General features: G+C 36.2%; 20 protein-coding genes and 1 CRISPR repeat array. Of the genes, 12 read left to right on the forward strand and 8 right to left on the reverse strand.

All coding sequences use genetic code 11. The features are described from left to right. Positions 1-20: 20 nt before the first annotated feature. A complete protein-coding gene (locus tag GYM75_RS07345) occupies positions 21-2,108 on the forward strand; it encodes a D-(-)-3-hydroxybutyrate oligomer hydrolase (protein ID WP_220215327.1) in 2,088 nt (695 codons plus the stop codon). Between the two features lie 63 nt (positions 2,109-2,171). Here GYM75_RS07345 and GYM75_RS07350 read toward each other — a convergent pair whose 3' ends face one another. The 3 genes from GYM75_RS07350 to fsa form a co-directional block, all read right to left on the reverse strand. Beyond that, positions 2,172-2,741 carry an ACP phosphodiesterase gene (locus GYM75_RS07350; protein ID WP_220215328.1) on the reverse strand — a complete coding sequence of 190 codons (570 nt, stop codon included), beginning with the start codon at positions 2,739-2,741 and terminating at the stop codon, positions 2,172-2,174. A 15-nt stretch (positions 2,742-2,756) separates the two neighbouring features. Next, the gene (locus tag GYM75_RS07355) at positions 2,757-3,545 is read right to left on the reverse strand and encodes a siderophore-interacting protein (protein WP_220215329.1); all 789 of its coding nucleotides are present in this window, start codon (positions 3,543-3,545) and stop codon (positions 2,757-2,759) included. Between the two features lie 145 nt (positions 3,546-3,690). Next, entirely contained in the window at positions 3,691-4,353 is a 663-nt protein-coding gene (fsa, locus tag GYM75_RS07360; RefSeq protein WP_220215330.1) for a fructose-6-phosphate aldolase, read from the reverse strand. A 279-nt stretch (positions 4,354-4,632) separates the two neighbouring features. Between fsa and GYM75_RS07365 the strand changes: the two genes are divergently transcribed. The 7 genes from GYM75_RS07365 to GYM75_RS07395 all read left to right on the forward strand — a co-directional run bounded on the left by GYM75_RS07365 (position 4,633) and on the right by GYM75_RS07395 (position 12,463). Continuing rightward, a complete protein-coding gene (locus tag GYM75_RS07365; protein ID WP_220215331.1) occupies positions 4,633-5,517 on the forward strand; it encodes an AraC family transcriptional regulator in 885 nt (294 codons plus the stop codon). Between the two features lie 74 nt (positions 5,518-5,591). Then, positions 5,592-6,086 (forward strand): MarR family winged helix-turn-helix transcriptional regulator, encoded by a 495-nt coding sequence (locus GYM75_RS07370; protein WP_220215332.1) that lies wholly within the window; start codon positions 5,592-5,594, stop codon positions 6,084-6,086. A gap of 17 nt (positions 6,087-6,103) precedes the next feature. Then, on the forward strand, positions 6,104-7,093 hold the full coding sequence (gene hlyD / locus GYM75_RS07375; RefSeq protein WP_220215333.1) for a secretion protein HlyD: 990 nt from the start codon (positions 6,104-6,106) through the stop codon (positions 7,091-7,093). A gap of 5 nt (positions 7,094-7,098) precedes the next feature. After that, positions 7,099-8,835 carry an ATP-binding cassette domain-containing protein gene (locus GYM75_RS07380; protein ID WP_220215334.1) on the forward strand — a complete coding sequence of 579 codons (1,737 nt, stop codon included), beginning with the start codon at positions 7,099-7,101 and terminating at the stop codon, positions 8,833-8,835. Further along, on the forward strand, positions 8,832-9,950 hold the full coding sequence (locus GYM75_RS07385; RefSeq protein ID WP_220215335.1) for an ABC transporter permease: 1,119 nt from the start codon (positions 8,832-8,834) through the stop codon (positions 9,948-9,950). The genes GYM75_RS07380 and GYM75_RS07385 overlap by 4 nt, the downstream gene beginning before the upstream one ends. 17 nt (positions 9,951-9,967) lie before the next feature. Then, positions 9,968-11,083 carry an ABC transporter permease gene (locus GYM75_RS07390; RefSeq protein ID WP_220215336.1) on the forward strand — a complete coding sequence of 372 codons (1,116 nt, stop codon included), beginning with the start codon at positions 9,968-9,970 and terminating at the stop codon, positions 11,081-11,083. Positions 11,084-11,395: 312 nt separating this feature from the next. Further along, complete coding sequence (locus GYM75_RS07395; protein WP_220215337.1) at positions 11,396-12,463, forward strand: hypothetical protein; 1,068 nt, start codon at positions 11,396-11,398, stop codon at positions 12,461-12,463. A 195-nt stretch (positions 12,464-12,658) separates the two neighbouring features. On the opposite strand, the gene proP is transcribed toward GYM75_RS07395, so the two are convergent. Further along, positions 12,659-14,152 carry a glycine betaine/L-proline transporter ProP gene (gene proP, locus GYM75_RS07400; RefSeq protein ID WP_220215338.1) on the reverse strand — a complete coding sequence of 498 codons (1,494 nt, stop codon included), beginning with the start codon at positions 14,150-14,152 and terminating at the stop codon, positions 12,659-12,661. Between the two features lie 428 nt (positions 14,153-14,580). Between proP and GYM75_RS07405 the strand changes: the two genes are divergently transcribed. Together GYM75_RS07405 and surE are read left to right on the forward strand one after the other, a co-directional pair. Beyond that, positions 14,581-15,435 (forward strand): neutral zinc metallopeptidase, encoded by an 855-nt coding sequence (locus GYM75_RS07405; RefSeq protein ID WP_220215339.1) that lies wholly within the window; start codon positions 14,581-14,583, stop codon positions 15,433-15,435. Positions 15,436-15,456: 21 nt separating this feature from the next. Next, the gene (surE, locus tag GYM75_RS07410; protein WP_220215340.1) at positions 15,457-16,239 is read left to right on the forward strand and encodes a 5'/3'-nucleotidase SurE; all 783 of its coding nucleotides are present in this window, start codon (positions 15,457-15,459) and stop codon (positions 16,237-16,239) included. A 47-nt stretch (positions 16,240-16,286) separates the two neighbouring features. On the opposite strand, the gene GYM75_RS07415 is transcribed toward surE, so the two are convergent. Then, a complete protein-coding gene (locus GYM75_RS07415; protein WP_220215341.1) occupies positions 16,287-17,492 on the reverse strand; it encodes an MFS transporter in 1,206 nt (401 codons plus the stop codon). 210 nt (positions 17,493-17,702) lie between these two features. Between GYM75_RS07415 and GYM75_RS07420 the strand changes: the two genes are divergently transcribed. Then, complete coding sequence (locus tag GYM75_RS07420; protein WP_220215342.1) at positions 17,703-20,015, forward strand: zinc/cadmium/mercury/lead-transporting ATPase; 2,313 nt, start codon at positions 17,703-17,705, stop codon at positions 20,013-20,015. A gap of 176 nt (positions 20,016-20,191) precedes the next feature. Further along, a CRISPR array of direct repeats spans positions 20,192-20,952; the repeat unit is 29 nt; unit sequence CGGTTTATCCCTATGTATATAGGGAACTC. Positions 20,953-21,368: 416 nt separating this feature from the next. Here the strand turns inward: GYM75_RS07420 and birA are convergent. Genes birA through murB form a run of 3 tightly spaced genes read right to left on the reverse strand, consistent with a single transcriptional unit; the run spans position 21,369 to position 24,458 of the window. Then, the gene (birA, locus tag GYM75_RS07425; protein ID WP_220215343.1) at positions 21,369-22,322 is read right to left on the reverse strand and encodes a bifunctional biotin--[acetyl-CoA-carboxylase] ligase/biotin operon repressor BirA; all 954 of its coding nucleotides are present in this window, start codon (positions 22,320-22,322) and stop codon (positions 21,369-21,371) included. Then, positions 22,297-23,439 (reverse strand): MFS transporter, encoded by a 1,143-nt coding sequence (locus GYM75_RS07430; protein ID WP_220215344.1) that lies wholly within the window; start codon positions 23,437-23,439, stop codon positions 22,297-22,299. The genes birA and GYM75_RS07430 overlap by 26 nt, the downstream gene beginning before the upstream one ends. 11 nt (positions 23,440-23,450) lie before the next feature. Further along, on the reverse strand, positions 23,451-24,458 hold the full coding sequence (gene murB / locus GYM75_RS07435; RefSeq protein WP_220215345.1) for a UDP-N-acetylmuramate dehydrogenase: 1,008 nt from the start codon (positions 24,456-24,458) through the stop codon (positions 23,451-23,453). A gap of 602 nt (positions 24,459-25,060) precedes the next feature. Between murB and GYM75_RS07440 the strand changes: the two genes are divergently transcribed. After that, positions 25,061-26,290, forward strand: a complete 1,230-nt coding sequence (locus GYM75_RS07440; protein ID WP_220215346.1) for a phosphopentomutase — start codon at positions 25,061-25,063, stop codon at positions 26,288-26,290. Positions 26,291-26,312 lie beyond the last annotated feature (22 nt).

Consider the following 26,312-nt stretch of genomic DNA (forward strand, 5'->3'; position numbering starts at 1 on the left):
ATCAAAAAGGAATATTTGCAATGAAATTGAGGAAAATTAAAGTTAAAACTTTGTCATTGATTATTTTGTTCACAACAATATCGGTTCCTATTGCGTTTCATGTCCATGCTGATAATCAAACAATACCCGCATCTACCGACAATCGATCAATTAAAGCACCAGATTGGTTAAAAGTTGAAGATACTGTTTATTATGATGGTGAAAGTGATGATTTAGTGACTGCTGGTTTAGGTTTTACCATTTTATCATCATCTATTTTTAAGCCTAACTTCAGTGATCCATCCAAACCAACGTCACAAGAGCTTCGACAGGCTAAACTTAATCGTTTTATTGATATCAAAACTGGGGAAGGAGTATTATTTGGTTTTAACCGCCAAGAATTAAGCCCACTGTTTGATGGGAAAATTCCCGGTTTTGAAGTTTTGGCAACTTTGCAATTAAAAGAAGAAAAAGTAGGAATGTTATTACAAATTCCACTTGATTTTGATAAAAACAATCCTTGCATTATTGCTATACCATCTGTTGATAGCGATGGTCTATATAATTCGAAAGATTTACAAATACGTGGTCTATGGGGACTAAAACATAATTGTGCTGTAGTTTATAATGACAAAGGTTTGGGTAATGGTATTTATGATATTGAGAATAATCGGGGATATGCCATAAACGGACAAACTCAATCGACAGATTTACTCTTCGAACCAAAATTTCATAATCGTGATAAATTTATTGAAAAATATCCAAATCGTTTTGCAATTAAACAACTGCATTCAAGGTTGAATTCAGAAGAGAGATGGGGAGAATTTGTATTAAAATCGATAGATTTTGCATTCTATGCCCTTAACACCCAGTTTCCATCTAATTCAGATTTTACTTTTAACAAAGATAACACATTAGTATTAGTTTATGGCGCTAGTGATGGCGCTGGAGCGGCTTTAAAAGCGGGAGAATTAGACAAAGAACACATCATAAAAGGGATTGTTGCTGTTAATCCTCAAATCCAGCCAAATGCTGAAAGTAACTCTGTTTCAATACAATTCAACAAAAATAAACCTCAAAAAATAGCTTTTAAATCAATCGCAGAATATAGCACTTTTGCCTCGTTATATATTCCTTGTGCGTTACCAGCTATTGTTCTCAATAATGCAAAAAGTTACATACCATTGGCGGATAAATATTTATTTTCCCAAAATCGTTGTGATGAACTTAAAAAAGCAAATTATTTAACAGAAGGAACCCCTCAAGAAGCACTTAACAAACTGCGTGAATGGGAGTGGACTGCCGATATGGATATCCAACTTCCTTATTTTTATTATAAAGAAACTATTGGCTTACCCTATCAATATATTAGCGCTTATGGACATTATGAATTGACCGAAAGAATGTGTGGCTATTCAGTCGCGAGTACTCAACAAGCACCTATATTTTACCAAGGTAAAGTCGCACCATTAACGGAAGTGACTTTTGAACAAATGTGGAGTTTCGCTAATGGACACTTGCCGTTATGGATTGGAGACGACTCAACAATAATTGCACTAGTTAATAATGAAGATGTTCATTCTCCAAGAAGGGACTTCTTTTCAAGTTCAGATAATGATAAAGCAATCAACTATAATGCTAAAGGTGCGATTTGTTTATATCAAAAATTAACCGATCCTCGTGTTAAATTTGGTATGAGTCAAGTTACAGCTACAGGCAATTTAAATGGAATTAAAACAATTATTGTTCACGGTCGAAACAATGTTAAACAACTCCCAAACTATACTTCCCGTGCTTATGTCGCATTAAACAGTCTGGTTGAAGGACAATCATCGCAACTTCGTTATATAGAAGTTGAAAATACGAGTTATTTAGATGGTGGTTATCCTTTTGATAATGTAATGATACCGATTGACTATTATGGTGAAGATGCGATGCAGATGCTATGGAATCATTTGACTAAAGACACTAAGTTACCTGATAGCCAACTTGTTCGTGCAAAATCCCGAGGCGGTAAAATAGGCTTTGCACCTGCATTAAACAAAAATACGATCGTACCAATATCACCATCCCCTGCTAATCAAGATAAGATAACAGTGTTAAATGGTAAGATCAATTTACCCCAATAATTATCCTACCCCATCAATTGAAATACATCTTCAATAATCTAATATAAAATTATTGAAGATGGGCTAGTTAAAATTTCGACACATTTTAGGATACAAAATAAAAAACAGCGCTTCGAATTCTTTGTAGTGCTGCTTAATATCATAAATAGTCTCTTTTAATAACCATAGCTTTGGTCGTCGGGTGGCCATACCATTAAGCACTTTTCCAACAAACTCAAGATTTGCGTAATTTTCTAACCATTTTCCATGCCACATAGACTGCATAAAATGCTGATAATTATTAGGATATAGATGAATAAAGGGCTGAATTTGTTGTCTGGTGTATTGGTCAAATTCAGACACTGATTGACCCATGCCATAATCAGTCCAATGTTTAGATAAAAAATGATCCCATACAATATCAAGTGCAATCGGTGCGACACGTTGATGCGGTTTGATAAAGTGTGTTTTGGCTCGTTTCACTTCTGTTAAACCATCGACCATGCTATCAATTTTACGATGTAACATAATACCGTCGGCTATCGTCTTCGGATAAACGAGATAAGGATCCCCTTTAACAAAATCAGCCACACTATTGCCAATTAAGGAGCTATTAGCTAAAGTGGCAAGATGTAAATGAGCCAGAATGTTCATCTTAATTACGCGTTACTATTCACGATGTTTAAACTCCTCTTCAGCAAAACCTTGTCGCCAATAACTAATAATATGAAATGCATCGGGGGTTAAATGAGGATAATGATCTTTAAGCGCATGTCGAATTTGCTGGGCTAAATCCCGTTCCATTCCACCCCAAATAAGTAAATTATCACTATGGAAAATATTCGCTTTTTTTATTGTTTCAACAAGTTGATTTGGCTGATTAACATCTTGTATCAGCCAGTTAACATGTGTATTTAGACTATTTGGTAAAGCCATAATATCTGTTGGGTGATTAACTTCGATAAACGCTTGAACATTAACATTGTTAGGTAGGTGTTCTAGGGTATAACAAATAGCTGGCACAGCTGTTATATCACCAATCAACATCAAATTTTGCTGATTAAACATGAGTTTTGCCGCTGTGCCAACTAAACCTATCTGATCATTGACTTTAGCCTGCTGAGCCCAAACCGAAGCTAATCCCTCTTGATGAATGGCAAAATCAATCGTTAATTGCTGTGCCGTTTCATCATAATGACGAATACTATAACTTCGAGCCAATTGACGAATCTTGTCATTTATCAGAATTTTATTATTGTCGTCTAATTGTGGAAAAATTATCGTTCCCGTTGAAGGATCAGCAAACAATAATTTTAAATGAGGACAAATCCATAAAGGATTAACCGTCAGCTGTTTATCACAACTAAAGTTAATTCGAATAAAACTATGCGATAACCTTTCAATTCTCAATACTGTTAAAAGTGCGTTAACAATAGATGTTTGTTTTTTTCCTGTCATTATGGCTAACCTAATATTTCATTTTTAACTATCATACAGCAAAACTTAAATTTTTAGGGTATCTTTTCAATTATTGCTCAGAAACACAGACAAACACACTCCACACAATTAGGCGGAATGTGATAACAGATGATGACAGTTTAAATTAATAAGTCAGTGAACCAAACGCATTACGCCAATCTTGTTCAAATTTTACTATCGCTGCATCTACAGCTGGATCGGAGATAAATAGTTCAGCTACATCCACCGGTAAGGTAATAGATTCACATCCGGCTAACAAACAATCTAATGCTTGCCTAGGTGTGCGAAAACTTGCCGCCAATACCATGGTTTGAGGACAATGTAACGCTAACAGTTTTTGTAATTCTTGCACGGTATCTTTACTGTTGCCGCCTTGGGCATCAATTCGATTGACATAAGGCGCAATATATTTAGCCCCGGCTAGCGCACCTAATAATCCCTGCCCTGCGCCATAAACAGCAGTACCTAAAGTAGGGATTCCTTGTTGTGTTAAAGCTCTAATCGCTTTCAGTCCTTCTGCATTAACAGGAATCTTAGTAACAATATTGGGTACGACACTTCTGAGTTGTTCTGCCTCTTTTATCATGGATGATGCATCGCTTGAAAGTACCTGTGCAAACAGTAATTTATCGGCGCCTAATAAATCATGCAGTGTCGATAATAAGGTAAAGAGTGATTGACCGGATTTTGCCACAATGCTTGGATTGGTTGTGACGCCTTTAATCGGTAAAATGGGGGCTAGACGTTTAATGGCTTCAATATCGGCGGTATCTAAATATAATTCCATGGTTAACTCCTGCTGAATGTTCAAATCATTAATCACTGTATTGGTACCATACTAAGTAATCTGTAACCGATAGCCTAGATGACAATCCTGCGATTTACTGGATATTTGTACGCTTGATAAGAAAATGTGAGTGAGATCACACTAAAAACATTTTAAGAATAACCTATTGATAAAATTAACGATTTACTTGATACTTTAAAATACTATTTGGCAGTATATAATCATGATTACGATACAAAACTAGATTTATCTACGATATTATTTTATGAAGATAGCGATATGGCGATAACGATCAATGAAGTGTTAGCAAAATGCCTTAATCATCAACAAACGAATCAGATTTATTTTGCTAATTATGCTCAATCAGCACCACTACTTGCTGATCAAGTCAGTTTACCCAGAATAGAAATCATGATAGAGGGAAAACAATCCATACAATGGGCAGACTATCAGGGAAACATTATTGAAAAAACGTTATTTCCTAGCGATCTTTTATATATCACAGCACAAAGTTGGAGCAAACCCGCTTATACAACCCCCTTCACCACATTAAGCATCCTGTATGATAAACAACAAATTAGCATGACTATCAACCAGTGGGACGGTCAAGCACTGACATCTTATGATCAAATTAATGTGCCTAGGCGAGGAGCACGTATTGGGGCGTTTATCATTCAAGCGCTAGCTGAACTAACTTGGCAGCATCAGCCTTGCGAGCATGCTCCTACCGCTTATCATCTTATTCAAAGCTTATTAAGTCATACCTTCGACTTACTGAATGTTGATGTCGAAACCTCAAGCAAAACAGCTAGCTTATTTGAGGCAATTCGGCAATATATTGATAGCCATTTTCGTGACGATATCACCCGAGATTTTCTCGCTAAAATGTTCTATATTTCACCCAATTATCTATCTCACCTATTCCAGCGAGAAGGTAAAATAGGTTTGAATGAATATCTTACCCATGTACGTCTGGAATATGCAAAAACTCGCCTTAGAGACTATGATTTAAATATCAAAGATATTGCCTTAGCATCAGGTTTCAAAGATAGTCACTATTTTTGTCGAATCTTCAGAAAAAAAACTGAACGTACCCCTACCGAATACCGTCGCCAATATCATAGTAAATTATTACCGATGACGGATAACAACAAAACTAGTTAACTAAATTAAATGGTTGTAAAAAGTAATTTCATTTGATATGGTTTCAAATGAAATTATCTAAATAAGGTGATGTGATGGCAATCCCGATAGCAACCGTTGAAAAACTGATTGAAAAATTTAAAGCTCGTGGACTCTCTTCAAACTATGACGAGATTTTTTTAAGTCGCTTATTGCAATTTAGTACCGAAGCACTATTAGAAAATTTGAATCAAACTTACCGACATTATGAATTAGATGATAAATTATTTGCGGTTTTATTAGTGATTAACGCCTTTCACCCTGAAGGGGTAAAACCATCGCAAATCAGCGAATTAGCCAATTTTACTCGCGTACAAATTACACGTTTTGTTGATACACTGGTGGGAAATGACTTAGTCGCCCGCCAAGCTGATCCGCATGACCGCCGCTCACATTGTTTAATTTTAACCAAAAAAGGCATCCATTTTTTTCAACATGAACTACCACCCATGGAAAAAAAAGTGGTTCAAGCTTGGCAAGTTATTACCCAAGAAGAACGTCAACAGTTACGCACAATCTTATCTAAACTTTTAAAACATCTTGCCGAGTAAACTAAATGAGAATATCCATGAAACAAAAAGGGCTTATCGCCCTGTTAATATTAATCATTATTGCAGTAATTTGGGCAATTTGGTTCATGTATAAAAGTCCTTCATCGCTGATTTTATATGGTAATGTAGATATCCGAACAGTAAACAGTAGCTTTCGTGTATCAGGACGCTTAATACAATTAAATCACGAAGAAGGAGATTCGATTAAACAAGGTGATCTATTAGCTAAACTGGATGCAAAACCTTATCAAATCGCTTTAAATAGAGCGAAAGCAAATTTAATGGTAAAGCAGGCGCAACTTGATTTAATGATAACCGGATATCGTAAAGAAGAAGTTGCCCAAGCAGCAGCACAAGTTTTACAGTACCAAGCGAGTTATGATTATGCTGAAAATAACTACCAACGCATGGTCAAATTGATGAAATCATCATCCATATCTAAAGATCAACTTGAAAACAGCTTAACTTTGCGTAATCAAGCTAACGCTAATTTACAAACAGCAAAGCAAAAACTTGATCAACTTACTAATGGTTACCGAAAAGAAGAAATTGAAGCTGCACAAGCCACCGTGCAAGCGGCTAAAGCCGAGTTAGACCAAGCGGAACTTAATTTATCGGATACCGAACTTTATGCACCAACCGACGGCACCATTTTAACTCGAGCAGTAGAATCTGGCACAATGTTAACTGCAGGAACCCCGATTTATGCTATATCTATAGATAGACCTGTCTGGATACGTGCTTATATTGACGAGGTCAATTTACATCAAGCCATTCCGGGTAGAACTGTCTATATTTATACCGATTCACAGCCAGATAAACCTTATATTGGACAGATTGGTTTTGTATCGCCTACGGCCGAATTTACACCTAAAACCGTCGAAACCCCTGTATTACGTACAGATTTAGTTTACCGCTTACGTATTCAAATACGTCAAACTGGTGACGGTCAAGCGAATGATATGTTGCGCCAAGGCATGCCGGTAACGATTAAATTTGCAGAATAATCGCTATGACTAAACAAAATCGCCAGCAAATCAAACTCACTCATGTGACCAAAGTGTTTAAGCAAAAAAATCAGCAAGTCACTGTCGCACTAAAACCTTTATCGACAACAATTTTTGCACAGGGTGTGACAGGATTGGTTGGCCCTGACGGTGCAGGGAAAACAACACTATTGCGTATGCTGGCAGGCTTGCTTTCGCCAAGTGCAGGTCAAATTAATGTTGCGCAATATAATCCGACTGAAGATCGGGAACAATTGCGCGCAATTTTAGGCTATATGCCTCAAAAGTTTGGTCTTTACGAGGATTTGACGGTTATTGAAAACCTTAATTTATTTGCAGATCTGCGACATATCAAACAAGAAGAACGTCAACAAATTTTTGCCAAACTCCTAAAATTCACCGATTTAACTAAATTTACCCAACGTTTGGCAGGCAAGTTATCGGGGGGAATGAAGCAAAAACTGGGGTTAGCATGTACTTTGCTTGGCGATCCACAAATATTATTACTTGATGAGCCAGGTGTTGGCGTGGATCCTATTTCACGCCAAGAACTTTGGCACATGGTTCATCAACTAGCCAAAGAAGGGATGTTAATTATCTGGAGCACCTCTTATCTTGATGAAGCCGAGCAATGTGAAACAATTTTACTGATGAATCAAGGTGAATTACTCTTTCAAGGTCAACCCTCATGTTTAACTGAACGTGTCAAAGATCGGGTTTACCTGCTCACTTCGCCAACTTCACATCGTCGGTTATTACAAAAAGCCTTAAAACTCCCTGAAGTCAGTGACGGCGTGATTGAAGGTGACCGTATTCGCTTAATACTCAAGCCGAATCACGCCATTGAACAAGTCATAGCAAAACTTGGGACACTTAACATCACTTATCAACCTACCTTAGGACGGTTTGAAGATGCGTTTATTGACCGATTAGGCGGAATAACTCAAAAAGAATCAATATTAACTAAAATTATGCCGCAGGTTGCCGGTCTGCCAAACGATATTGTCATAGAAGCAAAAGATCTTACCCGAACTTTTGGTAATTTTATTGCAACGGATCATGTTAATTTTGCCATAAAGCGTGGTGAAATATTTGGTTTATTAGGGCCCAATGGCGCAGGTAAATCGACAACATTTAAAATGATGTGTGGTTTATTACCGATTAGTGATGGGCAAGCGTTAGTATTGGGATTTGATCTCAAAAAAAGTGCAACTAAAGTACGTGAACGCATTGGCTATATGGCACAACGTTTTTCTTTATATGACAGATTAACTGTAAGCCAAAATTTAAGCTTCTTTTCAGGTATCTACGGCTTAATGGGCAGTGAACAAACACTGCGCATGAATGAGATGATAACCGCATTTAATTTTGAGCCGATTTTAGACAAAACACCAGAATCACTCCCCTTAGGATTCAAACAGCGATTAGCTTTAGCCTGTGCGTTAATGCATAAACCCGATATTGTGTTTCTTGATGAACCGACATCTGGCGTCGATCCTATCACTCGTCGTGAGTTCTGGATCCATATCAACAGTCTAGTCGAAAAAGGAGTTACGGTCATGGTCACCACTCACTTTATGGACGAAGCCGAATATTGTGATCGCATTGCATTAATTAATGGTGGCAAGTTAATTGCTTTGGGTTCCCCCAACCAACTTAAACAATCGGTCGCAAGCAACGCCACCATGGAGCAAGCCTTTATTAAATTGGTTAACGACGCTAACTCAGGGGCAACAAAATGATATTTTCACTATCTCGAACATTAACACTGTGTAAAAAAGAGATGAAACAGATTATTCGTGACCCGAGCAGTTGGATTATGTCAATTATTATTCCATTGATATTACTCTTCTTATTTGGCTATGGTATTAGTTTAGATTCCAATAAAATCCGTGTTGGGGTATTAGTTGAACAAAAAAGTCAACCTGCCCATGATTTTGTCCAAGTATTAAATGGTTCCCCCTATATTGACCCCATATATCTGGATAATCGTTCAGCATTATCGGCAAAATTAAATGCTGGCGAAATTCGAGGTATGCTTATCATTCCAGTTAATTTTGCTCAACAAGTGCAAAATAGGCAAGCAGCCATTCAGTTAATTACCGATGGAAGTGAGCCGAATACCGCTAATTTTGTACAAGGTTATTTAACCGGCGTGTGGCAAATCTGGTTACAGCAGCGCAGTCAACAGCAATTAATGAGTAGTCAACCAATGATCGACATGACTTCGCACGTTTGGTTTAACTCCGCAGCAATCAGCAAAAATTTTATTTTGCCTGGTGCAATAACCATTATTATGACGATAATTGGCTCGATATTGACGTCGCTAGTCATAGCTCGAGAATGGGAACGTGGCACAATGGAAGCATTGCTCTCTACCCCGATGACCAAGTTGGAGTTCTTATTATCTAAATTGATTCCCTATTACTTAATCGGTTTAATAGCCTTAATTATCTGTTTTATTGTCACCGTAGGCATTATGCATGTCCCTTTTCGTGGATCCTTTACGTTATTGTTACTACTCAGCAGTCTATTTTTATTGGTGATTTTGCAACTTGGTTTATTAATATCCACCCTTACGCGGAATCAATTTAATGCCGCAATGATAGCGTTAAACGCGGCCTATTTACCTGCGGTCATGCTGTCAGGTTTTGTATTTGAAATCAATAGTATGCCTGCTATCATTCAACTGGTTACCTATATCATTCCTGCACGTTACTACGTCAATATTCTACAAACCCTCTTTTTAGCGGGCGATATTTTTTCAGTCATGCTGATTAATGCAGGCTTTTTACTGATGTGTTTATTGCTGTTATTTGTGGTGATTTTCAAAAAAACCCGAATGCAATTAGATTAAGGTAAAGAAGTAATACTATGTTAAAATTTTTCAACACTATCGCCTTTTACCGCACATTAACTCTAATCAAAAAGGAGTTAGCCCTACTTTGGCAAGACAAACAGACACGCATTATCTTAATCGTGCCAGTATTGCTACAAATTTTTATCTTTCCCTTTGCTGCAACCTTGAATGTCAATAATGCGACCATTGCCGTTTATCGCCCCACGATTGATGAACCGACGACGGAGTTAATCGATCGTATAGCCCATGCCAGCAGTTTTTCAAACGTATTGATATTAGATTCACAGCAAGCCATTACTGACACGATTAATCATCAAAAGGCCTTAGTGGTTGTACAATTTCCTGCTGATTTTTCTCGCAAGTTACTGAATGGACAATCGCCACAAATCCAAATAATTTTAGACGGTCGTAAATCGAATAGTGCCCAAATTGCCGCTAACTATATTCAACAAATTATTATGCAATATCAGCAACAAAATATGAATCAAGATAAGGGCGGATTAATCGTTCGTCACCATTATAACAGTAATTTAGACTATAAACATTTTATCTTACCTTCGCTGGTTGCACTTATTACCACCATTGGCGTTATGATCGTAACCTCGTTATCAGTAGCGAGAGAACGTGAACAAGGTACGCTTGACCAACTACGTATTTCACCTTTAATGACATGGCAAATTTTTGTTGGTAAAGCGATACCGGCAATCATTGTGGCAACATTACAAGGAACAATCGTACTTATTGCCAGTATTTTTATATATCAAATCCCGTTTCAAGGATCATTTATTTGGTACTATGTCTGTATGATGAGTTACGGACTCTCTTTAGTGGGATTTGGATTATTTATATCAGCACTTTGCTCAACTCAACAACAGGCCTTTATCGGTATTATTACCTTTATGGTGCCTGCTATTTTACTATCTGGTTTTATTGCGCCAATCGAAAACATGCCACTCTGCTTACAGTATTTAACTGAAATCAATCCAGTGCGTCACTTTATCGAATTGACTAAACAGATTTATTTAAAAAACGTCAATTTTTCAATCATCTGGCAAAGTCTATGGAAGCTCTATGCAATCACCATACTATTAGGCGGTATGGCTTATTATTTATTTAAAAAATATATGTAAATAGAAAAAAAGTATTTAACAATATTAAAAATTTAAACAAATGAACTAGCTAAACTTGAGATTATTTATCCTAAAATCACTTAAAATCAATAATCAAAAATTATCAATAAAACACTTCTTTTTGTTTTAATTAATTCATGATGTTTTTGCATTTTTTATGGCAATTTATTGTTTAGCGATTTATAAAACACCTTCTTGTTTAATTTAAATATTATTGACCTAATGACAGTTCATTTGTCATCATATTAGTAAACTGCAATATAAAACAGTATTTCGTTACTCTTTTTTATATAAAATAATATTGATTGAGTAATGATTAAAATTACAATAAACAATTATCAGGATGCACAATATATGGATTATTATTTTCAAATTATGACTGGTTATATATCAGACCTAAAAATATTCAATAACACCGAAACTTTCCTTGAAGCGACAAAAACAGCTGGTTTAACAGAAACAGATATATTAAAAATAGGCAATATGAATCAAGTTCATGAGCTCAATCTTATAAGAAACAGAAACCCTGAATTAACTGAAAAAGATAATTTAGTGCAATTTTTTCAATGTAAATTAGGCAACAATATTATTGAAGGAGTATTTTCAAGAGTTTATTTTCATGATGGTGATTATGTTGAAATGGTTGTAGATCCTATACAAGATGGTAACTATTTTGCTTATGCTGTACGCCGTCCGAAAGACTTTCATTTATGGCTACACCCTTTTGCAACTGAAGGATCGGAATCCATGATGCGATATTCATCATTTTGGGATGATGCAATGATAATTATTTCAATTTCGTTAGTTATTCCTTTGATTTGTCTTATAATGGAAGTCGGGAATAATCCCCTTTTTTTAATATCATTGAGCTTAATTTCTGTTTTATTATCGCTTCATGTTTATCGTAAAAAAAAATCTTATAAGCACACCCTATTATCAAAAACTCAGGTTGCAGAAAAAATATTTAGAACTTTAGGTTATCAAACTCCAGAAAAAGTTGATTTGATAAAAGATGAAAGAGAGTATTTTTACAAAAAGTTTAACGCGTTATTTGATGACTATATTGAAAACTATTTCGACTGGGATGAAGAAGACATTGAAGAAAGAAAAAAGTACGCTAATTATAATGAAGAGGGTTTAAATTGCAATTCATTCGATACACCAGCTATAGATAGATATGAAATCTTAAAAGAGTTTATTGAAATTTACAAAAATGAGGTATCATCAGACGATAATGAACGAGATAAATTAGTTAAACATTTTTTACGTGAAGTTCCCTCTGAAGGTGTTTCATGGGTTGTTTTGTATCACAATGCGCCTTTAATTCCATCTTATATAAAAAAAACACATACCGAAAACTCAATAAAAACGACAAATTAAATGGCTAATAAATGATTAATCAAAACCAACCAATCTTATTGATATAATTTAAAAAAAATGGGGATTAGAATTAATCCCCCTCAAATTATCTTATTCATTAAATTTTTCACATACGACCACTAAAAATGACTATAGATTGCTATTGTGTTAAACGAGCTATCGGTAGACTCCCTAATAACTGGAATCATGTAATTTTCAATCTAACTTAGGATGCTGATCCACTAAATCTTGACGCTGTTCTTGCAGATTCTCGATTTGTTCGTCAATATCTTCAACTTTTTGTTCAATTGAATCAAAATGATCCGATAAAATTTCTTTTGCTTCTCGACGATTTGAAGCGGCTGGTGTGGCGCCTCTTAATGGTTGATTTGCGGTTTCTCGCATTTTTAAACCAGTGACTAATCCAACAATTGCTACAACCATCAAATAGTATGCAGGCATATATAAGTTATTGGTTTCTTCGACAAGCCAAGCTGCCACTGTTGGGGTTGCTCCGGCAATTAATACCGAGATATTAAAAGCGATAGCTAACGCACTAAACCGGATATTGGTAGGAAAAATAGCGGGTAAAATAGATGCCATCACACCTGTAAAGCAATTAAGTAGTATGGCAAGTATTAGTAATCCCAAAAAGATTAAACCAATATTATCACTATTAATCATCATAAAGGCCGGATAAGCAAGAATAAGTAACCCCACACTACCGCCAATAATAAAGGGTTTTCGCCCAATTTTATCACTTATTAAGCCAATCATAGGTTGAACAAATAGCATACCAATCATTATCGCAATAATCAGTAATACACCATGATCGGAATGATAATTTAAATCGTGCGATAAATAACTTGGCATATACGTCAGCAACATATAATAAGTAACATTGGTCACGATCACTAAGCCCACGCAGACCATAAAACTCTTCCAATATTGGGTTAAAATCTGTTTTAACGTAATTTTAGTTGGTTTTTCAGACCGTTGTTCATTAGACTCAGATTGTTGCTGAAAAGTGGGCGTTTCCTCAAGCGCATGACGCAAATACAGACCAATTACCCCTAAAGGTAACGCAAAAAAGAACGGGATACGCCATCCCCAATCTCGAAATTTGGCATCACCTAATAAAGTAGATAAAATGACAACCAACCCTGCACCAATTAAAAAGCCTGCAATTGACCCAAAATCCAGCCAACTCCCCATAAATCCTCGTTTACGATCAGGCGAATATTCAGCCACAAAGGTTGCCGCTCCAGAATATTCACCACCAATTGAAAATCCTTGTGCTAATTTCGCCAGTAACAATAAGATTGGTGCGGTAATCCCAATAGTTGCATAAGAAGGAATTAAGCCAATACAAAAGGTACTTAACGACATAATCACAATTGTCATAGACAGCACCTTTTGCCGTCCTAATTTGTCACCTAATAAACCAAACACCACACCGCCCAATGGACGCACTAAAAAAGGGACTGAAAAAGTGGCTAACGCAGCGACAACTTGAACACTGGGCGATGCATTTGAAAAGAACACCTGCCCTAATATATAGGCTAAGAAACCATAAACACCAAAATCAAACCACTCCATCGCATTACCGAGTGCAGCAGCCGTAATGGCTTTTTTAAGCTTACTATCATCAATAATGGTAATATCATTAATATTCAAAGGTTTTGTAATTGACTTTTTTGCCTTCTTCATAAAAAACCGCCTATTTTCATGCAAATTATGGAATAAGTTGAATACAATTTTGATAAAGACTTGCTATAGTGCTTTAGTGACAACAAATGGTTTATTGATTACTTAAATTTTGAAGATATACAAGGAACAGAAAAAGAATTAAACGATTTATCGTTATTACTATCAATCAATTAAGTTTGATAATTACGTTTAGTTTGACAAAAAATAGGCTTTAATTATAGCAACATAAGATCAGGTTGTAAAATTACAACCAATCTGATAGTTGAAAGTTTCACGTCAATATATTCGACACAATTCTGGTTAAATTTTTTTAAAATAGCTGTTCTACTCTTTTCTAAATCGTTCACCTGTAACAAATTTAACTTTACCTAGTATCCCATGAAATAATCCTTTAAAATGACGTTACTAAAACTGATGAGGTAATTCCTATGCGCTGGAGAGACCAAAGAGAGAGTGATAATATTGAAGATCGCCGCTCACAATCAGGAAGTGAACTAGGAACGCGAATTCCTATTGGTGGTAAAGGTAGAGTTGTTCTATTCATTGTTGTTTTAATCGCCGGCTATTATGGCGTTGATTTAACGGGTTTACTCAATTCAGATGTTATTGATCTTAATAGCACTCCACAAAACAGCGCTGAGTATGCGATTGATGATCCGCAAGCAGCGAAATTTACGTCGGTCATTTTAGCCAGCACCGAAGATTATTGGAGCCAGGAATTTAAACATCTCGGCAAAACTTATATCCCACCCAAATTAGTTCTTTATACAGGCTCAACGCAAACCTCTTGCGGTACCGGTCAAACCTTTATGGGGCCGTTTTATTGTAGTATTGATAAAACGGTTTATCTGGACACTTCTTTCTATCAAGAGATGAAACAGCGACTAGGCGGTGGCGGTGATTTTGCGCAAGGTTATGTCATTGCCCATGAAATCGGTCACCATGTGCAAAATCTACTCGGCACATTTAATCAACTAAAACAATTTAAACAATATTCCGATGTTAGCGATAATCAATTATCAGTAAGATTAGAATTGCAAGCCGATTGCTATGCAGGGTTATGGGGAAATGCAGTTCAAAAACAGAACTTACTTGAAGTTGGTGATATCGAGCAAGCACTGAACACAACCGAAGCCATTGGTGATGATCGCCTACAACGACAACGTGATGGCTATGTAGTACCCGATAGTTTTACTCATGGCACGTCGAAACAACGTTACGCTTGGTTTAAAAAAGGGTTTGATAGTGGTTCAATTGAACAATGTGACACTTTTACTGAGTAACGAACAACATAAGGAAACAAAATGGATGTCAAATTAGTGAATCGTATTTTATTAGTGAATGATGACGGCATCGATGCCCAAGGTATCAAAATATTAAAAAATGTGGCGGAAAAACTGGCTCATGAAGTTTGGGTAGTGGCGCCAATTATAGATCAAAGCGGCGTTTCTTGTTCCGTCAGTTTAAAAGCCCCATTCAGAGTTTCTAAACGTTCTCATACCGAATACGCCGTTTATGGTACGCCAGCAGATTGCATGTTATTTGCATTAAAACATCTAATGACAGACCAATTACCTGATTTAGTCTTATCCGGTATTAATAATGGGTCTAATGTTGGCTTTGAAACGATTTTATCGGGTACCGTTGGGGCAGCCATGATGGCGATGACCCTTGGCGTACCGGCAATGGCATTAAGCCAAGTGAGCAGTGAAGATAATCAACCGACAAATTGGCATTGTGCCATTCACCATGCTGAAAACGTCATTCGAAAATTGCATGGGTTATCAATGCCTAAAAACATCTGTTTTAATGTCAATTTTCCAGATTGTAATGCTGATCAAATAAAAGGATATAAACTCACCAAACAAGGGGAACCGGATGTAAGCGAACTGATACTCACCCCGACTAAAGACCCAGAAGGACATGACTATTTTTGGTTCAGAGCTAAACGAAATCAAACCGCTTGCCATGAAGACAAAGAACTGGATATAGCAAACAGTGGCTATGTTGCAATCACGCCTATGAGTTATGAAAGAACACATTATCCTAGTCTTAACACATTGCAAAATGCGTTAAATTTTGACTAATGCTTAATGCGTACGTCTTTCCTATATCGAAAGACGTACAAAGACTATTAAGGATTTGATTTTGATTCGTTAACAAAAGCACAAAACAGGAAAGAAACCGTCACCATAATTAAAGCGATCCAATATATCATTTCATGTCCAAATGCTTTAGAGACGAAACCTTGAATCAGACCGGCAATGATAACGCTACACGTTATACCATTATTAAAAAGCGTTGAAGCAACGCCCATTCGGGTAGGAAGAAGATCTTGGAAATAGATAATTCCAATATTCGCCACAATACCGATGAAAAGTGCATTAAAAATTTGCAATGAAAATAGTGCTACTTCATTTTTGAACAGGATGATGCCAATATAAAACAGAACACCACAGCCAATTGCAATAAAAAATAGATTACGTTTTCCTAAATAAGGTACTAAAAAACCAGCAATTAGCATAACCGGAATTTCGATTCCTGCAGCAAGCCCCATTAACTGACCCGGCAAGGAATCCGACAGATGTAAACTCGATTTTATATATAATGGCATATCGATGATATACATCATATTCGCCGTCCACATAAATACGGTTGATAAAAATAAAAAAACCACATTTTTATTTTGGAATAACGGTTGATTTATCTCCTGCTGATTTATAGCTTGAGTTTGCTGTGTAGCCGGATTTTTTTCGACTGAAGGCAAAAAAATGGCAACAAAGATCATCGCAACAAAAAACATCCCCATTGCACTTAGATACATGGTAGTAAAACCATACTCAATCGCTAGAGTAAATGACAAAGGTGGGCCAATAACCCAAGCCAAGGAAAGTTGAGCTCGAATAAGTGAGTTAAATGCCACAACATTACGACCCGTTTTAACCGCATACTCACGTGCTAACGCAAAAATTTGTGGCATTGCCGCTGAGGATAATGCCGCAAATAACACACCCAACGTAATCAAAAAGATATAGTGCCGAGAAAAGGCAAAAATCAGACTATTGAAAACACCCATTAAACAACAGAATATGACAATGAGTCGTCTGTCCCCTTTTTTATCCGAATATTTCGCCAACAAGAAACTCCCCACAATACTGGCAATCGCATTGACTGAATAAAAAAGACCGACAAGAATGGGATCAACATTGACTTCATCAGTTAAAAAACGACTTAATGTCGGAGATTGTAAAGCGCCTGCGATCCCGATAATGAAAGTAGTAACAAGAAAAGCAGTAAAAATTACCCCTTTTAATTGTCGAAAAGATGAAGTACTCGGCATAGTGATTTCCTGTATATAGAATGAAATAATTATATACTGAAAATAAGCATAACAAAAAACATGTTAAGCATTCGGGTTTAATCCCACATGATTTGTTTTCAATCCTTTTTAATTAAGACAAACCAAACCTTGACAAATATCATTAAAAAAAGATTTATTTTTAATGATACAAGCGTACAATAAAAATCATCGACTAGCCGAGGTAACGTTATGTTATATAATAACAAATCCACTCATCAGCACGCTGATCATCACTGCCATGATAGCTGCCAAAACATCACACATAATCATGCACATAATTCACTTCATGCCCGTAATATTAATAAAAACCATCAATCCAATCTGGGACGTGAAAATCATGATCATATTCAAACGCAAACCAATGATCTTGATCCTCCACCCGATGAACCTGACCAGCAAAGCCCAACTGTCAAATTAACATGGAAAATTCAAGGCATGGATTGTGCGCATTGCGCCCAAAAAATTGAAAATGGAATCAAAACGTTACCCGATATCAATCAAATAAAAATAACGTTTTCAACTGGAAAACTCATGGTATTTGTGCCCAACAAAAATAAAGAAATTATCAAACTCATTGAAGATAAAGTGGTTGAATTAGGTTATACCCCTATTTTTGAATCCTCACCACATCATCATGAGCATTCACACAGTTTGGATAAAAAAGCACTACTGCCTTTAGTGACGCTAGGTATCTTAATTGTAATAAGTTATATCATCCTGTTAATCAATCATGATATAGGTAAATATGCCTTCATTGTTACGGCTATTATTGGCATCATTCCAATAGCCAAAGAAGCCATCACATTAACCCGTAGTGGCACTCCTTTTGCCATTGAAACGCTAATGAGTATTTCGGCTATTGGTGCGCTATTTATCGGTGCCGCAGAAGAAGCCACCATGGTGATTTTTTTGTTTATGATTGGCGAAATGCTTGAAGGGATTGCCAGCAATAAAGCTAAAAAAGGTATTTCCTCACTGGTTGAATTAATGCCAGAAGAAACCGTGATTGTTGTTGACGGAAATCGAAAAACGGTGGCAAGTCATAGTCTTAAACCAGACGATATTATCGAAATATCATCAGGCGGTCGATTACCGGCAGATGTGATCTTAATCAGTGAGCAAGCCAGCATTGATGAAAGCGCACTAACAGGGGAATCGATTCCAGTCAATTATTTATATGGTGATAAAATTTTAGCTGGCTCACTAGTGGTAGATAACACCATTCAATTAAAAGTTGTCTCAGAAACAGGACAAAACGCTGTTGACCGTATTTTACAACTTATTGAAGATGCTGAAGAACGCAAAGCACCGATAGAGCGATTTATTGATCGATTTAGTCGCTATTATACCCCTGCTATTGCCCTATTATCGCTATTAGTAATGGTTATTCCGCCTCTATTGATTCAGACTGATTGGTACACATGGATTTATCGTGGATTAACGTTACTACTAATAGGTTGTCCATGTGCGTTAGTGATTTCAACACCGGCTGTTATTACTTCTGCGTTATCGAGTGCGGCTAAATATGGTGTTTTAATTAAAGGCGGTGCAGCCCTAGAACATATAGGTTCAATCAAAATGATTGCTTTTGATAAAACCGGAACCCTGACCGAAGGCAAACCTCAAGTTACCGATGTTATCAATCGTGATATCACAACCGAACACTTGTTAACTGTTGTTGCTGCGGTGGAAAGTGGATCACATCATCCGTTAGCCAAAGCTATCCTTGACTATGCTAAACAAAATAAGATTGTTTTTACTGAAGCCAATAATCGTAAAGCGATTGCTGGGGTCGGTATTCAAGGAGATATCAATCAAGAGACTTTTTACGTTGTAGCCCCGAATAGACTCGACACCCTATCAACCCAATTACCCCAAGAAGATGCACAGCTTATACAACAGCTTGAAACTGAAGGAAAAACGGTTGTCGTTGTAGTATCTCATCAAAAATTATTGGGTATCATTGCTTTGCAAGATGTACTTCGCCAAGATGCGGTCAGTGCACTCAATCAACTTCATCAATTAGGCTTAAAAACCTTGATGCTAACAGGTGATAATGAACGAGCAGCCAAAGCTATTGCCCAACAACTCAATATTGATTACCGAGCGGAACTTTTACCGGCCGATAAATTAAATGAAATTGAAAAAATAAGCACCACAACCGCTATTGCCATGGTTGGCGATGGTATTAATGACTCCCCTGCCATGAAAGCCGCTACTGTAGGTATTGCAATGGGTAGCGGAACAGATGTCGCACTCGAAACAGCCGATGCGGCTTTAACCAAAAATAGTTTATTGAGTTTACCAAAATTGATACGTTTAACACGCTTTGCTAACCGTAATATCAAACAGAATATTACAATTGCTTTAGGCATTAAGTTGATATTTTTAATTACCAGCCTATTTGGTATTACAGGACTTTGGCTTGCTGTATTAGCAGATTCGGGGACAACAGCGATTGTCACAGCCAATGCTTTAAGATTGCTTAAACTTAAAAAATAAGGATCATAAATGACAAGTTGCAGAAACGCCATTGTCAAAAAATGAGTTTTAGACGTTTTGAAAACCATATGGCATCTATCTACGCCCACCAAGCAGGGATTTTTAAAAATTGCCTGCTTGGCGCTATTATGAATAAAAGAAAACTTACCTATTATCCATTTTTGTTCGCATGCGAACAGTTTATCCCTATGTATATAGGGAACTCTGAGTATATGCTGGATTGCTGGGGTAAAAAAACGGTTTATCCCTATGTATATAGGGAACTCTGTTGTAGCTCTGTTAACCCCTGCTCAATCCCCGGTTTATCCCTATGTATATAGGGAACTCCTGCGCCGATCTTGCTTTTCAGCAATCCAAGGCGGTTTATCCCTATGTATATAGGGAACTCCAAAGTTAGATTTACTTTTGTTTTTATTTCGACGGTTTATCCCTATGTATATAGGGAACTCGCATTAAGACGGTCTAGCTCAATGGCTTTTAACGGTTTATCCCTATGTATATAGGGAACTCTGAGCCATTAATTGACTGATTATCTACACCAGCGGTTTATCCCTATGTATATAGGGAACTCTTGTATTCAATATCATCGCATTCACTTAAAAGCGGTTTATCCCTATGTATATAGGGAACTCTGTTAGATAATAAACACCATCTGGAATATCCGCGGTTTATCCCTATGTATATAGGGAACTCACGCTCAGTTTCTGGAGACTAGAAAATTTCAACGGTTTATCCCTATGTATATAGGGAACTCACGCTGCGCATTAAGACGGTCTAATTCAATAGCGGTTTATCCCTATGTATATAGGGAACTCTAATTTAAAAAATAGCTCGGGCTCGTTTTTTACGGTTTATCCCTATGTATATAGGGAACTCGGGTGTACATTTCGTCTTGTTTTAATCTAAAACGGTTTATCCCTATGTATATAGGGAACTCCCTAATTATAACCTATTGTTTATTAATTAAAATAGCAAAGTGTAAAATTCTACCAACTTTTTTGTTGTTTTTTTACTCAGTTGGCTTTTAGATATTTTAAACACATTAACTTATATTAATCAGTTAGTTAATTGAATTTAGCTAGGAGTTTAATGCGCCTATTCTTCTTGTAATTTATTTGTGCACCGACCAATTTCTAATTACAAGCTCATTTCTCGGTTTTGGGAATGGATTTTGATGAATTGCTGTGAAATATTTTTCCTTTTTGTACTTTGTCACATTCTACTTGTTATTAACAGGGTAAAGCCATTAACTCACTTGGTAGCATTTTTATCCAAAAGTGGAAAGTTGATAAACATGATATTTATTGAACTTTATAAGCATTTATTATCCCTGTGTATACAGGGAACACTTTGTTACTCATCACTTCGTAAAGAGATTTCGCCACCAATATATGCTTCGATTTTGCCATCTTGTTCAAGCAGTAAAGCACCCTGATCATTTATACCTTTTGCAATACCTCGAATAACATCATCACCAATAAGTAATTTAACAGGACGATGAATAAAATTATCGAGATGATTCCAATCATCAATAAAAAATGCTAATCCGTTTTTTTCAAATTTTTCGAGATTTTCCCGTAATGTTTTTGCAATTTTGGCAACTAATAAATTACGATTGATATTCCCTAAATTAGCCCATTTTTGATTGACAATATTCGTGTCAGGATTGGTCATGTTCAAATTAACCCCGATACCAATCACAACATGGGCACAATCCCCTGTTTTACCTGCTAATTCGACCAAGATACCTGCTAATTTTTGGTCATTAAGATAGAGATCATTAGGCCATTTTACTTTGATATCTTGACCCGATAATTCTCGTAAAGTCTGCGTAACAACAATACCGACAACTAAACTTAATCCCATTGCTGCTGCAATGCCTTGCTCTAAGCGCCAATACATTGAAAAATAGAGATTGGTACCAAAAGGTGAAAACCATTGTCGCCCTCGTCTTCCTCGTGCTTTTGACTGAAACTCGGCTATACAGCAATCTCCCGATTTTAAATCGGGTATTTTATCCAGTATATATTGGTTAGTTGAGTCGATAATCGGTAAAATTTCAACGCGACTATCAGCTTGGTAATACTGATCTATCTTGGATTTATTAAATAAGTCCATCGGTATTTTTAAACTATAGCCTTTACCTTGTATGGAGGATAATTCAATTCCCCATTCACGGAGCACTTTAATATATTTGTTTATTCCGGCACGCGTAATACCAAAATCTGATGCTAGCTCTTCGCCGGAATGAAAATTTCCGTCGGCTAGAATTTCAATTAATTTAAGGGGATTCTGGTAACTGCGCATTTGCTCCTCGCTTGTAGAATAATAAAATAATGAAATAAAGTGAAATTATAGCAAAACTGATGAATAAATAAGAGTTATTGGTTATATCCATTATATAAGCAATTATTGCTGGTGCAATAAGACTTCCTAAAGTATTGGTTAATAACATTGCTTGATTCATTGATACAATATCTTGTTTTCGTACACAAGAACAAGCCCATGCCATGGATATTGGATAAATAGTGTAGATCGTTGTGCCTAATAAAATAATGGCAAAGACATCAAACAAGTTAAATATCAATAATAAACATGCAACTAACATGACCAAAGATTCAATCAGTAACACCACTCGACGACCATATTTATCTGCACACCAATTGGCAGGAAGTTGCGCAATAACACCAGATAAAATGAGTAGAATCATCCAATTAGCGACTTGGCTATCATTATAACCTAAATGTGAATAGTAGACAGGTAATAATGAATATAAAGAACCAATTAACATACCGGCAATCATACAACCGATAAGCCCTATCCGAGAAGGCTTATGTAAAATCATTGGAACAATATTTAAACCGCTTTTCTTTCTTTTAGGTAATTTATAATGAGTAAGTAAAATAAATAAAATAGCTAACGCCATTAATAGTGTAATAACCAGTCCAAAATAGAGTACTTCTTGCGGAAAATATCTTAACAGCGCTTGCCCTAACACCGTACCAATATAATAAGTAGTTAAATAAACCGCTAGCATTTTTCCTCGTGTACGAACTGTTCCGGTAACCAGTATACAACTTTCAATCACAACCCATGTCACCGCACAAGCCATACCAATCATAAAACGCCATATTGCCCAACTATAAAAATCCATTGAAAAACTTAATCCAATGGTGGCAATGGCGAAGAGAATACAACTATAGGTATAAGTATATCTAGCATTAAAATGACTAATTAACCAATTAGCCATGATTGTACCAAGCAAGTTACCAGCAAAATAACTTGACCCTACCAGACCAATTTGTCCTAAAGAAAACTGGTCTTTTTCTAACCACAGTGGTACTTGGGTATTTAATGCTGATAAAGCGATTGTTACAAAGAGTAAACTTGTTAATAAAATCGGAAATGAATAAGAGTGTTTCATAGTTCAAATGATTATAAAAAATTGTCTACATCAATTTCGCCTGTTGCACCGATAAAGCGAATTTCAGGGGAAAGATGTATCGAAAATTTGTTTAAAACGGCATTTTTAACATGACGAGCTAAATTAACCACATCTTGTGCCGTTGCCTTATTGATATTAACTAAAACTAATGCTTGTTGTTGATGAACAGCAGCACCACCAATCTGATAGCCTTTTAAACCACACTGATCGATTAACCAACCAGCAGCTAATTTAACTTGATTATTGGATTGTGGGTATATAGGCATTGCCGGGTAGATTTCAAGTAGTTTGTCAGCAATAACTTTTTCCACCACTGGATTTTTAAAAAAACTACCGCCATTTCCAAGTACGTTAGGATCGGGTAATTTACTGCGACGAATTTCACATACTTTATCAAAAATCATTTTAGGCGTGACAGTTTTAGCATCAAAGTTTTTTAATTCACCATAAGTGAGTACTGGCTGCCATTGTTTAGATAATTTTATACCGACATAAATTACCGCATAACCCTGCGAATAGTGTTGTTTAAAAATGCTTTCACGGTATCCGTATTGCCCGTCAGTCACCGTAATAATATTACCGGTTGTAAGTTCTAGCAATTCTACATAATCAGCAACTTTCTGAAATTCAACACCATAAGCACCGATATTTTGAATTGGTGCAGATCCGATACAGCCCGGGATAAGCGCTAAATTTTCTAGACCGGCAATATTTTGTGTGATCGTTTTTGAAACAATCTCATGCCAGTTTTCTCCAGCGCCTATTCTTAACAACCATTCGTTCTCCGTTTCGGTTATGGTAATACCTTTAATGCGATTAACGATAATCGTCCCTTCAAAATCACAAGTAAAAAGTGTATTACTTCCTTCACCTATAATCATAATCGGTTGATTGGCATTATCTTGCCAAACATTTTGTAGTTCCTTAACGCTTGATACCGTTACGACCTGTTTTGCAAAAACGTCAAGACCAAAAGTATTGGGGATTTTTTGATTCATTATTAACTACCTTTATTTTTATAAATAATTTAATCCTAAATGATACAAACGTAATAACTATTAATTAAATTGAAATTTGTTTAGCTTCAATACCTAATGTCAGTTTTTTGAAGTTTTTACATAACTTAGTTACTTAAACAGAACATGCTAAATGAAGTGAATTATTTAATATCTTGTTAAGCAAATGGAATATAAAAAAGCTCATCTTAACACAACACAAATTAGATTTAATTCATCATAATTAAATTTATCATTTAATTTCTTCAACAGTAATTTTCTGCAAATAGCTTAACAATACATTATTTATAAGCGCTATTAACCAATAATGTCATAATATTTTTTCAAAATCCGTTAATATTAATCAAATAATCAGCTAAAACGATGCTTAAATCTTTTCTGTTTTTTTTTATCATGTATTATAACTAACCTGAAAACCTTTTATTATAAAAGGCACAAAAAATAGTTTTAATAGTTTAAAAAGTACTATTGTTACACAATTGGCTTTAATTGCGTAAATAAATGTGTGCTAGATCACAATATTAGCAATGGTTATTCAATAACATAATTGCAAACTTAGTGATATTTGAGATTTAGAGGAAATTATGAAAAGAGTTTTTATTATGATCCTCGATTCCTTTGGAATTGGTGGAGCCGAAGATGCGAAAAAATATGGAGATGAAGGATCGAATACATTAGGTCATATTGCCGAAGCCTGTGCATTAGGTCAAGCCGATAAAGGACGCCAAGGTCCATTAAAATTACCTAATTTAGCTAAGCTAGGCTTAATCGAAGCAGCCTACGAATCGGCGGGTTATTACCCTAAAGGAATGCGCACAGAAGGTGAAATAATCGGTTCTTATGGCTATGCTAGTGAAATTTCTTCGGGTAAAGATACGCCATCAGGTCATTGGGAAATAGCTGGTGTTCCTGTACTTTTTGATTGGGGGTATTTTTCCAACACCACCAATAGTTTTCCTCAAGAATTATTAGATAAAATTGTAAAGCGCGCCAACCTATCTGGTTATTTAGGTAACTGCCATTCATCAGGAACCATAATTCTTGATGAGCTAGGTGAAGAACATATGACAAGTGGCAAACCAATATTTTATACTTCAGCAGACTCAGTTTTTCAGATAGCGTGTCATGAAGAAACGTTCGGTTTAGAGAGATTATATGAAATCTGCGAAATCGCGCGTGATGAACTCAATAAAGGTAATTATAACATTGGGCGTGTGATTGCCAGACCATTTATCGGTAAAAAAGCGGGTGAATTTGTCCGTACCGGTAACCGCCACGATTTAGCCGTTGAACCACCGGCTCCAACCATGATAAAAAAACTGGTTGATGAAAAACAAGGCACTGTCGTGTCAATCGGTAAAATTGCTGATATTTATGCACATGTTGGTATTACTAAGAAAGTTAAAGCAACCGGCATCGAAGCCCTTTTCAATGCATCAATTGAAGAGATAAAACAAGCCAAAGATAATACAATTGTGTTTACTAACTTTGTCGATTTTGACTCGTCTTACGGTCATCGACGTGATGTTGCCGGTTACGCTGCTGCGTTAGAATATTTTGATTCTCGCTTACCCGAAATGTTAGATCTTATCGAACCGGGTGATCTACTGATTATCAGTGCTGATCATGGATGCGATCCAACTTGGGCTGGCACAGATCATACCCGTGAACATATTCCAGTCATCGTTTACGGTGATAGTGTTCCCGTTGGTTCCCTAGGGCACCGTAAAACCTTTGCTGATATCGGTCAAAGCGTTGCCGATTATTTTGATTTATCACCAATGGAATATGGGCAATCTTTTATCAAAAAATAGGTAACAGAAATTTATTTTTCAA

This window comes from Gilliamella sp. ESL0441 (genome assembly GCF_019469185.1).
In the GTDB taxonomy this organism is placed as follows: domain Bacteria; phylum Pseudomonadota; class Gammaproteobacteria; order Enterobacterales; family Orbaceae; genus Gilliamella.

What these genes read in the sequence shown, in the direction of transcription:
- birA (WP_220215343.1), bottom strand. Translation starts at nt 22,322, where the DNA reads ATGCGCAGTTACCAGAATCCCCTTAAATTAATTGAAATTCTAGCCGAC.
- GYM75_RS07345 (WP_220215327.1), top strand. Translation starts at nt 21, where the DNA reads ATGAAATTGAGGAAAATTAAAGTTAAAACTTTGTCATTGATTATTTTG.
- murB (WP_220215345.1), bottom strand. Translation starts at nt 24,458, where the DNA reads ATGAATCAAAAAATCCCCAATACTTTTGGTCTTGACGTTTTTGCAAAA.
- GYM75_RS07440 (WP_220215346.1), top strand. Translation starts at nt 25,061, where the DNA reads ATGAAAAGAGTTTTTATTATGATCCTCGATTCCTTTGGAATTGGTGGA.
- hlyD (WP_220215333.1), top strand. Translation starts at nt 6,104, where the DNA reads ATGAAACAAAAAGGGCTTATCGCCCTGTTAATATTAATCATTATTGCA.
- fsa (WP_220215330.1), bottom strand. Translation starts at nt 4,353, where the DNA reads ATGGAATTATATTTAGATACCGCCGATATTGAAGCCATTAAACGTCTA.
- GYM75_RS07420 (WP_220215342.1), top strand. Translation starts at nt 17,703, where the DNA reads ATGTTATATAATAACAAATCCACTCATCAGCACGCTGATCATCACTGC.
- GYM75_RS07385 (WP_220215335.1), top strand. Translation starts at nt 8,832, where the DNA reads ATGATATTTTCACTATCTCGAACATTAACACTGTGTAAAAAAGAGATG.
- GYM75_RS07350 (WP_220215328.1), bottom strand. Translation starts at nt 2,741, where the DNA reads ATGAACATTCTGGCTCATTTACATCTTGCCACTTTAGCTAATAGCTCC.
- GYM75_RS07355 (WP_220215329.1), bottom strand. Translation starts at nt 3,545, where the DNA reads ATGACAGGAAAAAAACAAACATCTATTGTTAACGCACTTTTAACAGTA.
- GYM75_RS07415 (WP_220215341.1), bottom strand. Translation starts at nt 17,492, where the DNA reads ATGCCGAGTACTTCATCTTTTCGACAATTAAAAGGGGTAATTTTTACT.
- GYM75_RS07380 (WP_220215334.1), top strand. Translation starts at nt 7,099, where the DNA reads ATGACTAAACAAAATCGCCAGCAAATCAAACTCACTCATGTGACCAAA.
- GYM75_RS07430 (WP_220215344.1), bottom strand. Translation starts at nt 23,439, where the DNA reads ATGAAACACTCTTATTCATTTCCGATTTTATTAACAAGTTTACTCTTT.
- GYM75_RS07370 (WP_220215332.1), top strand. Translation starts at nt 5,592, where the DNA reads ATGGCAATCCCGATAGCAACCGTTGAAAAACTGATTGAAAAATTTAAA.
- GYM75_RS07390 (WP_220215336.1), top strand. Translation starts at nt 9,968, where the DNA reads ATGTTAAAATTTTTCAACACTATCGCCTTTTACCGCACATTAACTCTA.
- surE (WP_220215340.1), top strand. Translation starts at nt 15,457, where the DNA reads ATGGATGTCAAATTAGTGAATCGTATTTTATTAGTGAATGATGACGGC.
- GYM75_RS07365 (WP_220215331.1), top strand. Translation starts at nt 4,633, where the DNA reads ATGGCGATAACGATCAATGAAGTGTTAGCAAAATGCCTTAATCATCAA.
- GYM75_RS07395 (WP_220215337.1), top strand. Translation starts at nt 11,396, where the DNA reads ATGATTAAAATTACAATAAACAATTATCAGGATGCACAATATATGGAT.
- proP (WP_220215338.1), bottom strand. Translation starts at nt 14,152, where the DNA reads ATGAAGAAGGCAAAAAAGTCAATTACAAAACCTTTGAATATTAATGAT.
- GYM75_RS07405 (WP_220215339.1), top strand. Translation starts at nt 14,581, where the DNA reads ATGCGCTGGAGAGACCAAAGAGAGAGTGATAATATTGAAGATCGCCGC.